11 protein-coding genes are annotated in these 13,466 nt (G+C 55.5%); 7 read left to right on the plus strand and 4 right to left on the minus strand.

Annotated features, from left to right (window positions below):
* The first annotated feature begins 49 nt into the window (after positions 1 to 49).
* The 4 genes from GSQ91_RS13160 (at position 50) to GSQ91_RS13175 (ending at position 4,815) form a co-directional block, all read left to right on the plus strand.
* Positions 50 to 646: an RNA polymerase sigma factor gene (locus tag GSQ91_RS13160; protein WP_158822068.1), complete on the plus strand. Its 597-nt coding sequence runs from the start codon at positions 50 to 52 to the stop codon at positions 644 to 646.
* Between the two features lie 37 nt (positions 647 to 683).
* The gene (locus GSQ91_RS13165) at positions 684 to 1,403 is read left to right on the plus strand and encodes a zf-HC2 domain-containing protein (RefSeq protein WP_158822070.1); all 720 of its coding nucleotides are present in this window, start codon (positions 684 to 686) and stop codon (positions 1,401 to 1,403) included.
* Positions 1,404 to 1,432: 29 nt separating this feature from the next.
* Positions 1,433 to 2,305: a hypothetical protein gene (locus tag GSQ91_RS13170; protein WP_158822072.1), complete on the plus strand. Its 873-nt coding sequence runs from the start codon at positions 1,433 to 1,435 to the stop codon at positions 2,303 to 2,305.
* A gap of 272 nt (positions 2,306 to 2,577) precedes the next feature.
* Positions 2,578 to 4,815, plus strand: coding sequence for a CHAT domain-containing protein (locus tag GSQ91_RS13175; RefSeq protein WP_256370376.1), 2,238 nt, complete (start codon positions 2,578 to 2,580; stop codon positions 4,813 to 4,815).
* 59 nt (positions 4,816 to 4,874) lie between these two features.
* Here the strand turns inward: GSQ91_RS13175 and GSQ91_RS13180 are convergent, their stop codons facing one another.
* Positions 4,875 to 6,920 carry a YncE family protein gene (locus GSQ91_RS13180; protein WP_158822076.1) on the minus strand — a complete coding sequence of 682 codons (2,046 nt, stop codon included), beginning with the start codon at positions 6,918 to 6,920 and terminating at the stop codon, positions 4,875 to 4,877.
* Between the two features lie 250 nt (positions 6,921 to 7,170).
* Between GSQ91_RS13180 and GSQ91_RS13185 the strand changes: the two genes are divergently transcribed.
* The 3 genes from GSQ91_RS13185 (at position 7,171) to GSQ91_RS13195 (ending at position 9,782) form a co-directional block, all read left to right on the plus strand.
* The gene (locus GSQ91_RS13185) at positions 7,171 to 7,416 is read left to right on the plus strand and encodes a hypothetical protein (protein ID WP_158822078.1); all 246 of its coding nucleotides are present in this window, start codon (positions 7,171 to 7,173) and stop codon (positions 7,414 to 7,416) included.
* A 2-nt stretch (positions 7,417 to 7,418) separates the two neighbouring features.
* On the plus strand, positions 7,419 to 7,865 hold the full coding sequence (locus GSQ91_RS13190; protein WP_158822080.1) for a hypothetical protein: 447 nt from the start codon (positions 7,419 to 7,421) through the stop codon (positions 7,863 to 7,865).
* Positions 7,866 to 7,994: 129 nt separating this feature from the next.
* A complete protein-coding gene (locus tag GSQ91_RS13195) occupies positions 7,995 to 9,782 on the plus strand; it encodes a DUF6345 domain-containing protein (RefSeq protein ID WP_158822082.1) in 1,788 nt (595 codons plus the stop codon).
* Positions 9,783 to 9,953: 171 nt separating this feature from the next.
* Here the strand turns inward: GSQ91_RS13195 and GSQ91_RS13200 are convergent, their stop codons facing one another.
* The 3 genes from GSQ91_RS13200 to GSQ91_RS25905 all read right to left on the minus strand — a co-directional run.
* Positions 9,954 to 11,078 (minus strand): glycoside hydrolase family 105 protein, encoded by a 1,125-nt coding sequence (locus GSQ91_RS13200; RefSeq protein WP_254064554.1) that lies wholly within the window; start codon positions 11,076 to 11,078, stop codon positions 9,954 to 9,956.
* 195 nt (positions 11,079 to 11,273) lie between these two features.
* Positions 11,274 to 11,717: a CHRD domain-containing protein gene (locus GSQ91_RS13205; protein WP_158822085.1), complete on the minus strand. Its 444-nt coding sequence runs from the start codon at positions 11,715 to 11,717 to the stop codon at positions 11,274 to 11,276.
* A 391-nt stretch (positions 11,718 to 12,108) separates the two neighbouring features.
* Positions 12,109 to 13,466 (minus strand): alkaline phosphatase family protein (locus tag GSQ91_RS25905; protein WP_254064556.1); only part of this gene is annotated, 1,358 nt, incomplete at its 5' end.

Genomic DNA, 13,466 nt, shown 5'->3' on the forward strand with positions numbered 1-13,466 from the left:
TCGAATCGAGTAGACTTCCCAGAGCACCCCACAACAGAGGAATAGGCTAGTGGAATTCTTCACGTTTGACGCGGAGTATTTGGACAAGCTCAGGCTAGGGGATTCGTTTGCCGAAAAACACTTCGTTGCTTACTTCAGTGAGCTGATCCACCTGAAATTGCGCTCGCGCCTGTCCTCTCGTGAGGCTGTCGAAGATGTAAGGCAGGAGACCTTCACGCGTGTTTTCCTGATGTTGCGGAAGAGCGATGGATTGCGAGACCCGGATCGGCTGGGATCGTTCGTGAACTCGGTTTGCAACCATGTACTGATGGAGCACTATCGGGCACAGAAGAAGGTAGGATCTTCGCTGGAGGAAGAACCCGAGACGGTCTATGTCGACCGTAACCCCAGTCCACTCAATCTGTTGGAGACCAAGGACAGGGCACGTCTTGTACAGCAGGCCCTGGCTACGCTGCCCAGCCGTGACCGGGATCTGCTGCGAGCCATATTGATGGAGGACCGCGACAAGGATACTGTCTGTGCAGAGATGGGAGTGAGCCGCGAGTACCTGAGAGTTCTGCTTCACCGGGCCAAGCAGTCCTTCAGGTCGACCTATGATCGGCCGCCCGTCTCAGAAGAACGCACCCCCAGGAGTGAAACGCTTTAGGCCCCCAACGCACTATTAACTCGAGGAATGAATTCGGATGGACCATCACCGCATCGTCGATCAACATCTAGTTGAACAATACCTGCTGGATGAGATGTCGCCAGAGCTGCGCGAGGAGTTTGAGGACCACTACTTCGGATGCTCGGAGTGTGCTGCCGAAGTTCGCGCAACCTCTGCATTCATGGACGCGGCACGGAGCGAATTCAAGAAAACGGAACCGAAGAGCAGCACAAGTCCAAGCGACGCGAAACCGCCAAAGATTAAACAAAACTGGCTATTCCTATGGAGAGAATGGTTCGCGGTCGCTGCATTCGCGACATGCCTGCTGATTGTTGTTTATCAAAACACGGTTGTCTATCCTCGGCTGCGGAATGAAGTCGCAAGCCTGGAGAAGCCTGAAGTCTTAACTACCGTCTCTCTGGTCAACGGGAACAGCCGCGGAGGAGCCATCGTGTCCGCGAAGGCCGGCGATGCGCAAGCTCTCCTGCTGCTGGTAGATATTCCAACCCAGGACCGCTTTTCCGACTACACCTGTCTGCTGTATTCACCGAATCATGAACTGCTCTGGACGGTTAAGGTGTCGGCCCAGGATGCGAAGGACACGGTAGCGATCCGTGTTCCTTTCGCGAACAGGATAGATGGTGTCTATTCCCTGGCCGTTAAAGGAAATCAGGCCGAGACCGCATCCGGCAGCGGCGCCGATCTCGCGACATACAGCTTTTCGTTGAACGCCGGGGCGACCGGCACGGGCCATTAGTCAACGCCATCTCAGCAGGAGTCAATGTCATGCAAACGGACGTAAAACAGGTCTTCTACTTTCATGGAGATTCCAACTCGTTGGGCGGATTTCTTGAAGAGCCCTTCCGCTATATCCCGACACCGTGCTCGGTTGCCCTGTCCTCTGCCGGAGGCAGCGTCACGCAACGCGCAGAACCCTTCAACTTCGAAGATCTCATCCACGCAAGAGCCTCTTACACCCACGTCTCCGGTCGGCCCACGAAGAGGAATGGGCCATGGACGCAGCGCGTCTCCAGCGTGGTGGAGGGCTTCAGCCTGCTGGGGAGGGTCACTGCAGACAGTCTCGCGGCTCAGGTATTTATTGAGCAGCCAGAGGACGGTGGCGGTCCCAGGCGGATCTCGTTTGCCGGCTCCCATATCCGCAATCTTCGCGTCGACGGCAGGCCGGTAACCCCCGTCCTGAACGCCACATTGCTGCCGGAACAGCATCGTTCCGAGGACGTTTATAATCGGGACGCATCCGTCAATCCTGAACTGCCCTGGCCCACGCTTTGGCAGGCAGCGCACCGTCAGAGCGTCGGTCTGTTGGAGAGCAGATCCATCTCCGGATGGGCGCGTGATCGCTTCGGCTGGATTGCGGCGAAGGAAAATTCTGGCGAAGGTAGCCTCGAGGGATACACACTGTGCTCTTTGGTGGACAAGCTCGATGGCCTCACTTCAGAACAGAGTGTTGGCCACTACATCGAGATCCCCGATCTCGGAAGAATCTTTCTGGGAGAGGTGACGATCTTTCCCCAGGCAGTAACACTCACGATGCTTCGTGCCGAATTGGGTTGCGCAGTTTCAGGCCACGCCAGCGTCGCATCGATAGCAAGCAATGGTACGACGGAGCCTCCAAGCATCTTATCGCCGGGCCCATAGGGCTCTCCTGCTCAGGCAAGTCTTATGTTCACGCAATTGTTCTGCTTGCTTGCGTCATTGGATGCATTGGATGTCGAGAACCACGCCGCGTTGATCCAGCCGTCAAATTTGAACAGATTAAGGTCGATTTTCATCAGGGGAACCTCGACCTCGCTCAGAGGGCAGCATCTGAGGAGCAGCGTGAGTTCGTAAATAGTGATCCGGCTTGGAGCTTCAAATTCTGTCTTCTTGAGTCGGAGATTCTTTCTTCCCAAGGACGGAGTCAGGATGTCGTGAACGCGCTGGAGGGTAGACCTAGGTCGTTCTCTCCCAGCGAAGACCTCACTATCAAACAGGAGATCCTGCTCAGTCTCGCACATGCTCGCCTTGGTCAACCCCAACTAGCAAGCGAGGAACTGCAGAAAGCCCAGCACTTGGCGGATGCTACTCGCTCTCCTTTGGAGAGCGAGGTCGCTCGCACCGAAGGTCTGCTCGAATACCGCAGCGGCCAACAATCCAGTGCCGAGAGTTCATTTCGCAGGAGCCTGGAGTTTGCCCGTAGACAGAAAGACCTTTTCATAGAAGCTACCGATTTATTGAATTTAGGAGCGGTGGCTTTGCAGACAGAACATTTCGACGAAGCTCTGGACAGGTTCAAGGCATCCGCGGAGATCTCGAGTTCTATTCATGCCAATCTGTTTCTGGAGGAGGGGCTTGGAAACGCCGGTTGGGCTTACTACAGCCTTGGAGACTATGAGAAGGCCCTGGTCAGCTTTCAGCAAGCTGAGATTCAAGCCAAAAGCCTGGGCGCTACGGACAATGAGATTCTCTGGTTGCAGAGTGCTGGCCTGTCGCTCTATCACCTTGGGGGTCTGAAACAAGCGCAGTCTTGCTATGAGGAAGCGCTGCGTGCTGCTGACGCGAGTCACGACACAGCCAGAAAAGCTGTAACCGATACATCGCTTGGGCAGCTCTTGCTTCAGCTTGGTCAACCGGATGCCGCAAAGGCTCGTGTTGATGAAGCGCTGAAGGCAGCCCAGCAGATAGGGGATAAAGCCAGCGAACTGGATGCTTTGTTTTTGCAGGGCCAGATTGCGGCGCGTACCTCGAATGGAGCTGATACAGAGCGGATATTCTCGCAGGTCTATCACGATGCTGCCGGGACGCCCTCTCTCAAGTGGGAAACCGAAAATGCCTTCGCCGATCTCTATGCGAGCAGACACGATGTACGGCAGGCTGGCCAATGGTATCGCAGGGCCATCAAGACCTTTGAGACGCAGCGATCTTCGGTTCAGGACGAGGAGCTCAGGCTCCCGTTCTTCGCCAATGGCGATGAACTGTATCGCGACTATGCTGAGTTCCTGATCGCGTCCTACCGCTCCGACGAGGCGCTACAGTTCCTCGATGGAGCACGTGCCCGGACGCTGAAGGAAGGCCTGGGAGAGCCTGAACAAGCTGCGCACGTGCAGCCCGAGACGCCATCACACACCGCTCGCCGTTTGAACGCTGTCATCCTGTTTTATTCACTGGGTCCGCAGAGGTCCTATCTCTGGGCCATCGACCGGAACGGCACACATCTGTTTGGACTGCCACCCGAAGCAGAGATCACCGCGCGGGTGAAGAGTTATCAAGCCGATGTTCTGAAGTCGCACGATCCGTTGCATGAGAACAATTTGGAGGCGCAGTGGCTTTACAAGACGCTGGTCGCACCTGCTGAAGCGCTCATCCCGAAGGAATCGCATGTCTTCATCGTACCGAGCGGCAGCCTCAATGATTTCAATATGGAGATGCTGCTTAAGCCTGGACCGTCTGGATCTCAAGGGGAGACTCACTATTGGATTGAAGATGTCAGCCTAAGTACAGCAAGCTCCATCCAACTACTCTCTCGACTTTCACCGGGTAAAGAGATCGCCGCTAAGAATCTGTTGCTCATTGGAGACCCTACGACTGCAGGGAACGGCTATCCTCCGCTTCCGAACGCAGCCTCTGAGGTGCAGAGTGTCCAGAAATATTTCACGCCTGGAGATCGAACTGTACTGACCCAGACAGCTGCGGTGCCGGTGGCCTATGCGACCTCCAATCCGGAGCAATACTCCTACATACACTTTGTCGCCCATGGAATAGCCAGTAGCCTGCGTCCTTTGGACTCCGCGATCGTGCTTTCCCCTCCGCACGCCGATCCGGATAACTTCAAGCTGTATGCCCGGGATATTATCCATCGACCGCTCCACGCTCGCCTGGTAACCATCTCAGCTTGTTATGGATCGGGATTGCGCAACTACGATGGCGAAGGCCTGGTGGGGCTCTCCTGGGCATTTCTGCGTGCAGGCGCACATCAGGTGATCGGCGCCGTGTGGGAGGTCAATGACAGTTCTACCCCGCAACTGATGGAGCAGATGTACCACGGTCTCGCACAAGGCGAGCAGCCGGATCAAGCGCTACGTGCGGCTAAACTATCGATGCTGCACTCCCAGGGAGTGTTTCGCAAACCGCTGTATTGGGCGGCCTTCCAGCTCTATACGGGTTCCTAAAAAGAAACCGCCCCTGCATCTCTGCAAGGGCGGACGGTCATTCAGTCGCATGGCTAAGACTACGGGGTAAGTACAAACGCAGTCAGTGCCGAGGCGTCGTACTGGCTTTGTCTGCCGTATCCGTTGGTCATAGTGGCGGCAACATAAAGCTCCGCCGCAAAGCCTGCGGTTGGGCATGGCCCCAGCAATTGGCCGACTTGCGCTGAGAAGGTAGAGGTCAATGAGCCGACCTGGCCACTGGGCAACGCAGGGGTGAACGAGAGTTGTGTTCCGCCCCGGACGATCTCCGTGGAGTAACTGCCAAACCCCGCTGGCTGGCTTGCCGTAAACCCGATGGAAACATTAGCCGTTGTGTTGCTTTCATAGTGCAGCACTCCGCAGATGTTCGCAGTTACCGGCGGAGCAACCTCAAGCACCGGCGACGAGATCGACGCAATGCAGGACTGGTTGTTCACCAGGATGATAAGAGGTGCACTCACCAGGCTCGAGATCGGATTGCCGGCAGCATCGAGGAAGATCAGTTGAAGCGTATGCGTCCCATTGCTAAGTGCCGTGGTGTCGAGCATGTCACCGAGTGCTGGAGACTCCCACAGAAAGAGCTCGCTGACGGGATGCACAGGGTAGCATCCAATCGACGATCCAATGGTAGCGGCAGTGATAGTCTCCAACACATTCCCCGTTCCATCCCAGAAGTAGTTCGTCCAGCTGTCGGTGTGCGGAACACCCCCTACTTCGACCTGATAGTAAGCCGCGCCAGCATCTGCCGCGGCCTGGTAGTTGACCATGATCGGCAGCGTTCCGCCGAAGGGAACATTGTTGACCCAGTAGGGTGGATCAACGTCGACTGAAGTGTTCGCCAGACCCTGGAGAGGACCAGCGGTCTGGTTGATTCTGTCAAAGGGAATCAGCCCAATGCCCATCAGTAGATCACCCGTCGTGGCAAAAGAGGTGAAAGCAACCTCGTCAACCTCGGTGTTGGAGCAGATCAGCATCTCTCCCGAGTTCGGCAGAGCCACGCTGGATGGTCGTACCGGCACGCCGCTGGCGACGACATTCATAGTTCCGGTCGTGACATTTACTCTCACGATGGAGTTCGAAGGGTCTCGCTGCGGAACCAGCAGTGCATCTTGCCCCGCATCCGCCCAGGTCAGAAAGAACGGTTCCGTTAGACCTGAGGCGACCGTAGTGCGCGCAGCGTTGCTCAACTGAATGCAGCTGATTCGTCCCACGGTGGGCCCGGTCATCTGTTCACTGACATAGGCGTACTGCAGGTCGGAGCTGAGCACTATTCCAACGGGGTTGACGAGGCCGGTCGCAACTGTCGCGGTCTGTCCGTTGGTGAGGTTCACCTTAACGATCGAACCGGGAGAAGCATATTCAACGACGTATGCCGCGTTATGCGCTTCGTCGAGGAACATCTGTTGCGGTGCAGTCAGCCCTGTGGCGATGACAGTCGCTGCGCTGCGATTAGCGCTGGTGAGCGCGACTTTGACCAGATCGCCGGTGCGCTCCGTCACATAGGCGTGTACGCCATCGGTGCTCAGTTTTACATCTTCTGGTTGGTTATAGCCTGTCCCAAGCACACTGTAGCCCGACTCGATATGGTAGGTCACCCAATTAATCGTCAGGTCGTAGCCATAGGCGACCACCTGCACCTTCGCGTAATTGCCGCTGGCCGTCAACACAGCGAACACGTCGTTCACGGTAAGAACATTGGTGGCGTTATTGTTGCCTATGATGGGAGTCGTCGCGTAAGGCAGGTCCTGCAGGTTGGCCGCGGTAATACTGTTGAAGCTTACGGCTCCCAGGTTGATGATTTTGGCACCGTTCAAAGGTGTCATCTGGCGTAGAACATTAGTCTCCTGTTCCCACCAGACATCGGCAGTCGCTGAAGCTCCGCTCTGGACGCCGTTATCGAAGTCGAAGTTAAAGGTTCCCTTCAATACGGTATTTACTCCATTGTCGACGACCGTTGCCGCAGGAAATAAGTTAATGGCAGATAGCTTCCCTGAGTACTCCACGAAAATAAGTTGCTGTTGCGCGTTGCGAAAATCGCATCCGATTGCGCCGCCGAGGCCGGTGGCGAGCTGTGTTGTGGTTGGCATTGGGTTTCTCCAGATAGATCTACCTTTATAGGCGATGTCTTCATAGTGCGGAGTGATCGAAAAGCGTTTCAGTGTTAGCGAGAAATACTCGCAGGCGCTGCGATCTGGCGAACGATGCAAAGGTGTTGAAGCATCCAACCCACAAATTTATTTAGTCTGTAACGTTCCTCATCTCTACTGCACCATTCAAGCAACAGGGAACCAGGGTTTGGCTTCGGTCAGATGGAAAACCCTGGACAAGGAGAGAGTGATGTCTATTAAGACTAGTGAATTACCCGATCTGATTGCGGCAGCCGTTAAAAACGCAATCGCCACCAAGCAGATTACAGAGGAGACGCTGCAGACTCTGCTTCACAAGCCAATCACGATCGGTATCTATCCGGATCCCGCACTGGGACTGGCTGAGAGTGCTGAGTTTGCGAAGTTAAAGCCGCTTGGCTATGCCGCACACGATTTGGAAGCCCTTCGCGATCCTTCAAAACTTAAGGAGATTTAGCCGTGAAGGGGCCGAGTGTTGTTCAGTGTCCAAGCGCCCAACCCTCTATGCTGGGTGCGGTTATCCATGGAGTTGTGGATGCTGCATCCGGCAAGATACAGCATCTCTCCACTCCTGAGCCAGTGACACCGGAGTTATTGGCCATGACAGCTCCGCTGCTCCCGACGCAGGTGCTTCGCATCTCTGCACCATGTCAGGGAGGAGCGTGCGGTCACTTCAACGGAACAGCCTGCACGCTTGTGGACCGCATCGTTCAGATCATGCCTGCATCCGACTCGAGCCTTCCGTATTGTGCCATCCGCGCAACCTGCCGCTGGTTTAGCCAACGTGGTAAAGCGGCCTGTATGCGGTGCGACCAGATCGTTACAGACGAGTTTGTTCGAGATGAGCAGATGACGGCGTTGACTGTCCCGGCAGGTAGACACGCCGAACAAACAGATTTGTGTTGAGCCATATAGCGAAGTTTTTACATGTAACGCTATCTGGCTTATCCGCACTATCCAGATGACAGGGATTACAAACTGAGTGCCGCACAGCGGCGCAACTTTTACAGAGGGGTCCCTGCAAGGAGATTCGCCATGCATTCCTATAATTCATCGCACGGGGCTCGTCCTGACTATGTGCTTCTTGGCGCAAAGATACTAGCGGGCCTGGTTTTCTTGGGACCTGTATTCTTTGCCGTGAGCCAGACGCCTACACCCAGGAAACCGGCACTCCCTGGCATCGCAAGAACAACTGGCGGCAAGGTAATTTTCCCTGCAGCTCTTATTCCTACGGTGCCATCTTCGCTACAGGTAGTAAAACTTACCGTGCAGCCGCCTCCCGAGACGTTTCTGCGTGCGAGCCTGGCCAAGACAGGAGTTAAGGCAGATGACATTCAGCCACTCGCTCACAGCGCACTTCCTGAGCTGAAGGCTGCGCCTGAGACCTCTGTAGGTCTCGTGCAGGAAGATCGTCTGATCGCCTCCTGGGATACGCAGACGGGTGAATCCCAGATCCTTCCGCAGCTCGATAAACTTCCTGCCGTTACCTACGCCGGTGCCAAGGACGAGCATCTGACGCAGGCTTTGACGTTGGCGAGACAGATCTTTGCCAGCTCCGAAATCCTTCCCAGGGATGTAACTCAGTACACGCTGGGTGTTCCTCGCCCTGTTGTTGGGAGCACAGCACAACTTGTCTCCAGCGGCGGAAAGCCCACTGTTTCCGACGTGAAGCTCTACCTCACCTATGTGGCAGTCTCTCGCACAGTGAGTGGCTACAAGGTGTATGGCACAGGGTCCCACGCAGCAGTCGCTATCGGTACCGATGGCAGTCTCTATGGACTGGTCAATCGTTGGAAGGCTGGAAGCTTTGCATCCACGCTGACGGAGCGTCGTAGCAAAGCCCAGATTCAGGCAGCGCTCCTGGCGGTGCTGAAGCCTCTGACGAGCAACTCGAATGTTGAGGTAATCTCCGTTGAGGTTGCTTACGTGGACGACAATCTCGCTGCTATGACTCCCGTCTATCGTGTGGTGTCGCGCCTGCATCCGCTTCCGTCCGCAGGCGCCAATCCACAACTGCTGCAAAGTACCGACTATGTTGCAACGTACATGGCCTATGGCAATGGCCAACTGCCGGCCGAACTTGTTCCTGGATCTGGTCCTGCACCTTCCAGCGCGCCCGCGAACCACTCCGCTCTGGATCAGGCTGTTGTGCCCGCCGGCGATCCAACCGTTGGCAGGTATGTTGTCCGAGATGCGCAGTCGGGCTTTGTCTCTGAGGCCAACGGATTCTGGGACGGATTACAGAGCTCGCATAATGCCGGCCAGTTCACCAACTCTCAGTACTACTGGGCAGAGCCTTTCATCTACACCACGGATGAGCAATCGTTCGTCAACAATGTGAATGTGGCGCTGACGGAAGCTCACGGTGCTCCTTGGTTGTTTACGACAGAGTCGAATTGCTGTGACGTAGTTAACATCAATGACATCCCAGCGACCGAGGGCTACGGAGCCGCAAACCACGGCAAGTTGGATTACTGGATTATCCACTCCTGCGAAGTAGTACCTTCCGCGGAGGACAACGCAGAGTGGTGGACGCCGTGGTTCAAAGTCTTCCAGGGGTTACATGCAGTAATGGGTTCGCGCACGGATATGTTGTTCGACGGCGGAGCGGTCAACCAGCCTTTCGGCCAGAACATCGGTAACGGCGCGTCTGTTGTCTCTGCCTGGTTCAACGCAACCCTCAGTTACTACCCTGCCTCGGAACAGCCGCCGACAGACCGGCCCTCCGCTGTAACTGTCTGCGGACATGAACCGGATACCGTCTTCAATACCGCAGCCCTGCCTGCCGCTAGTTGCCTCACTAATTACTGGCAGCCGAACTAAATCCTCGCACGCCAATCATTGCATGATGGTACAAACTGACCAGCAAGATCAGTCCGCCAACATGCAGCCGAAGAGCAACGCGTCGGTTTCTGAAGAAACCACTTCGTCGAATCGACGCGTTGCGCTTCGGTGATTTTTGTTGGCAGAGTCCAGAGGAGATTTCATTGAGGGTTATTTCTTCGCCGATGGAGAGCGTTCGGTCCATTCGGCGACTTCCGAGCCAGCTAGCAGGAAGGCTCCGGTTCCAAAGATCCAGCTTGAACCTGGAGGGTAAACGGCCGGCCCTGAACCTCCGGGCTGCACGTTGCCCAACCGGCCATCGGCGTATATTTGCCGCGTTAGACCTGCCCAACCGCGCTCGACAACAGGTCCGTACACGTTGGCCTTCAGCAGTTTGTGATTCAGGCCCCAGGCCATGGCATAGGTATAGAAAGCCGATCCCGAAACCTCAGGCGCAGGATAATCGGCTGCGTCCAAAAGCGATGACCGCCACAAGCCGTCCTTCCCTTGAAGTCGAGCGAGGGAGGCTGACATCTGCTGGAATCTCTTTGTATAGAAAGCGCGATGTGGGTCTTTCTCTGGAATTTGTTGGAGCAGGTCTACGAGGCCAGCCATATCCCAACCGTTGCCTCGCGACCAGAAGATTTTGTTCCCATTCTTATCACGCTTGTCCAGATAGCTGGCATCACGAATGAAGAGATGATCCTTGGGGTCCCAGAGGAGTCTGTCAGTCGCTTGCCACTCGCGGTTCAGATAGGTGAGATAGCGCGGGTCATGAGTCTGTGCCGCCAGTCCGGCCCAGGTCGGGGGAGCCATAAAGAGAGCATCGCAATACCACCAGACAGGCTTGGCGGGATCATCCGGTGTCTGTAGCAGCTCTTCAAACTGGGCGCGCATCGATTCGAGATGGTGTGGATCTGGCTTTAGCTCGTTGAGTTGCAGATAGACCTGTCCGATGGTCTGGCTATCGGCACTCGTCTTCTTAGGTGGGCCAAGCTCCCAGTTGAAGTGCTCGGCTGCGTTCAGCACAACATCGCGATAGCGAGGTTCATGGAGTGTTGTGGCTGCAGAAAGCAAACCGAGATAGAGCGCACCGAACCACTCGCTGCGACCGGGCGTGTCGGCAACGCGCGCGACCTGCCAGTCTCCGACCTTGCGCATGGCGGCTTTGACAGCTACTGGCGTTAGCGCAGGAGAAACGTCCGTGGCGTACGGGCCAGGGTTCGTTGGGCTATCGCCTGAAACAACCTTGGCCTCTTCGTGAGTGCTTTGCGCATGTAGGCTTGTGTCGGCCAAAGAGCATGCCAGGAAGCAGAAGCTCACTGAGGTTCGCCAAAATTTGCGCTGTGCCATTATTTCTCGGGGCAATATTTCATGAGAATTTTAGTGCAGGGACCGAATAGTCTTGCGGCAGAATCTGAGTGAGTCTCCCACGTTGAGCGAAGGCCAGAGCGCAAGGGCTATCTACCCCTGTGCTCTGGCGTCGAATCTTCACTCCGACTTCAGTACTTGCCCTCGAATCTCTCCACCCGGGTTCGCCGAGGTGTGGACATTGAAGTACCACTGGCCACTCAAAAGGTCTTTTGCCTGCTCAGGCGTCAGCGTTGCCTTGCCGTCAATGGGGCTAACGAGTGGGCTGGTTTTTATAAAGACCTGCGGCTTTGCATTGGCTCCTTCGGCTGCAGGGCCGTGGAAATGGGCAGCAACAGCGGGGCCGGTCAGACCGCTGAACTCGATATGGTAGGTGAACTCATTGGTCTCCGTATTAAAGGTAGCGCTCACCGTACCGGTGCCGGCGCTGTCCTTTGCGGGCACCTCATGGGCGGCAGTCAGATTGGCCTTCAGTGTGACGGTTGCGGCGTGGGCAACCAGCGAGCCAAGCGTCAGAGCAGAAACTGCGACAGCGGAGCGAATAAGAGTGGTCAGTTTTTTCAAGGTATTCTCCTTTGATTCGGTTTTCTTAAGTGAAGTGCAAACGAAGAGCGAGCAAACCCATCGTCATGGCGTAGGATGCTGTTTCGGAAAGATCGCGCTATGTTCACAAGCAAATGCGACTGGGGCAGCATAGGAATCCCAAGGTTTTTCGGAGGATGATCGTTCAGCTTGGGGAGCCAAACCGAGCTCGAGATGGCCGCATACCGCAGCTCTTATGCTGAAAACGCCGAGAACAGTCGAGGCAAGATTAGTCCAGGGGAGGACAACAGGAGGAGAATCGCGTTTGGGGAGTCACAAACATAGCGTGGATTTGAAGCTAACGCAATTTTACGAATGATGCAATCGAGGATCGCTGCGAAGTGTGCAAATAGAAAGCTCCCAACTGGACCGGTTATTCGTCGGCAAAAATAGCAGGATCGCTTGTGCTGGGATGGCCCGTTTCAACATGGCCGGCGAAGCGTCGCAGGAACTCTGGAGATTCCGCATTGGTAACGGAGAGGTCGTACCAGGCTGAACTGGACGTCAGTACCCAGTGATCGTCCACGCTCGTTCCGGGTGCAAGCGTATAGGTGTGTGGGGCACCACCGTAGGTATTGGTTACTATCAGTTTGCATGGCACTGAACTTGTGTTCGCCAATGACAGAGTGATGTTGCCTTCCGAAACATCGTAGCGCACCCTGACTTCGACACCTGGCTTTCCATGCGATGCCGCTTCAGACGCGTTGCCACGAAACTGGCAGAAGTATCCATTGGGCCCATGCAGAGAAAGATCGTAGCTTCCTTGTGGGTCGCTGGTGAGCCAATAATCGGAGAGTGAGTCTCCTGTCGAGATCGTATAGCGTCGAGGGCTATCGTCGCGCCTCTTGCCGTTGTATACATAAAATGCAGCGCCAGACTCGCCTGTATTTGCAAAGTCAATCCATACGTTTTCTCCGACAGAATGTGTTTCCTGGTCTCTGAGCCGGCAGTGAGCAAATAGCTCATAGGGAAGAGCACGTGCTTTGCGCGTTCCCGGCTCCTGTTGCGGCATCGATTGCACAGCCGGCACATGGTATGGCTGGTGTAGAGAGGCAAGTAGCTTCGGCACTTCGAAGGGAACGATGCTGGAATCTGGAGTACTGGAAAAATCAAAGGCCGAGGTCAGATCGCCACAGAGGGAGCGACGCCACGCGCTGATATTAGGCTCAGGGATGTCAAAACGAGCTTCCAGGAATCGCAGTACGGACGTGTGATCGAAGACTTGTGAACAGACCCATCCACCGGTAGTCCATGGAGAGACGATGAGCATGGGGACACGCGGACCGAGGCCAATCGGTTGTAGTCCTCCAGGATCGGCATTGGGAATCAACGGATGTTTCTCATCGGGATGCTTATCCAGATCGAGAAACTCATCGCCAAGGCTCTCCACCAGATCCTTCGACACCATGCCCTGTGCGTTGGGTTGGTTCGTCATGGGTGGCATGGGAGGTACGATGTGGTCGAACTGACCATCATTCTCGTCGTAGTTCAGGAACAAGACGGTCTTGCTCCAGACCTCAGGATTGGAGGTCAGCGCTTCGAGGACCCGGTTGATGTAGTAAGCCCCATCGGTGGGACAGGCTTCGGGATGCTCACTATATTTGTAGGGCGCGACGATCCATGAAACCTGCGGCAGACGGTTGTTGGCTATATCCTCGCGAAATTCTACGAGTGTATGGTCCGATACACCTTTAGTCACAAGCGGGCTGGTGGGGGATGCTCCCTCTTTTA

The sequence above is a fragment of the Granulicella sp. S156 genome, assembly GCF_009766105.1.
Lineage (GTDB): Bacteria > Acidobacteriota > Terriglobia > Terriglobales > Acidobacteriaceae > Granulicella.

Coding starts and splice junctions, on each gene's coding strand:
- GSQ91_RS13165 (WP_158822070.1), top strand. CDS start 684: ATGGACCATCACCGCATCGTCGATCAACATCTAGTTGAACAATACCTG.
- GSQ91_RS13180 (WP_158822076.1), bottom strand. CDS start 6,920: ATGCCAACCACAACACAGCTCGCCACCGGCCTCGGCGGCGCAATCGGA.
- GSQ91_RS13170 (WP_158822072.1), top strand. CDS start 1,433: ATGCAAACGGACGTAAAACAGGTCTTCTACTTTCATGGAGATTCCAAC.
- GSQ91_RS13185 (WP_158822078.1), top strand. CDS start 7,171: ATGTCTATTAAGACTAGTGAATTACCCGATCTGATTGCGGCAGCCGTT.
- GSQ91_RS13195 (WP_158822082.1), top strand. CDS start 7,995: ATGCATTCCTATAATTCATCGCACGGGGCTCGTCCTGACTATGTGCTT.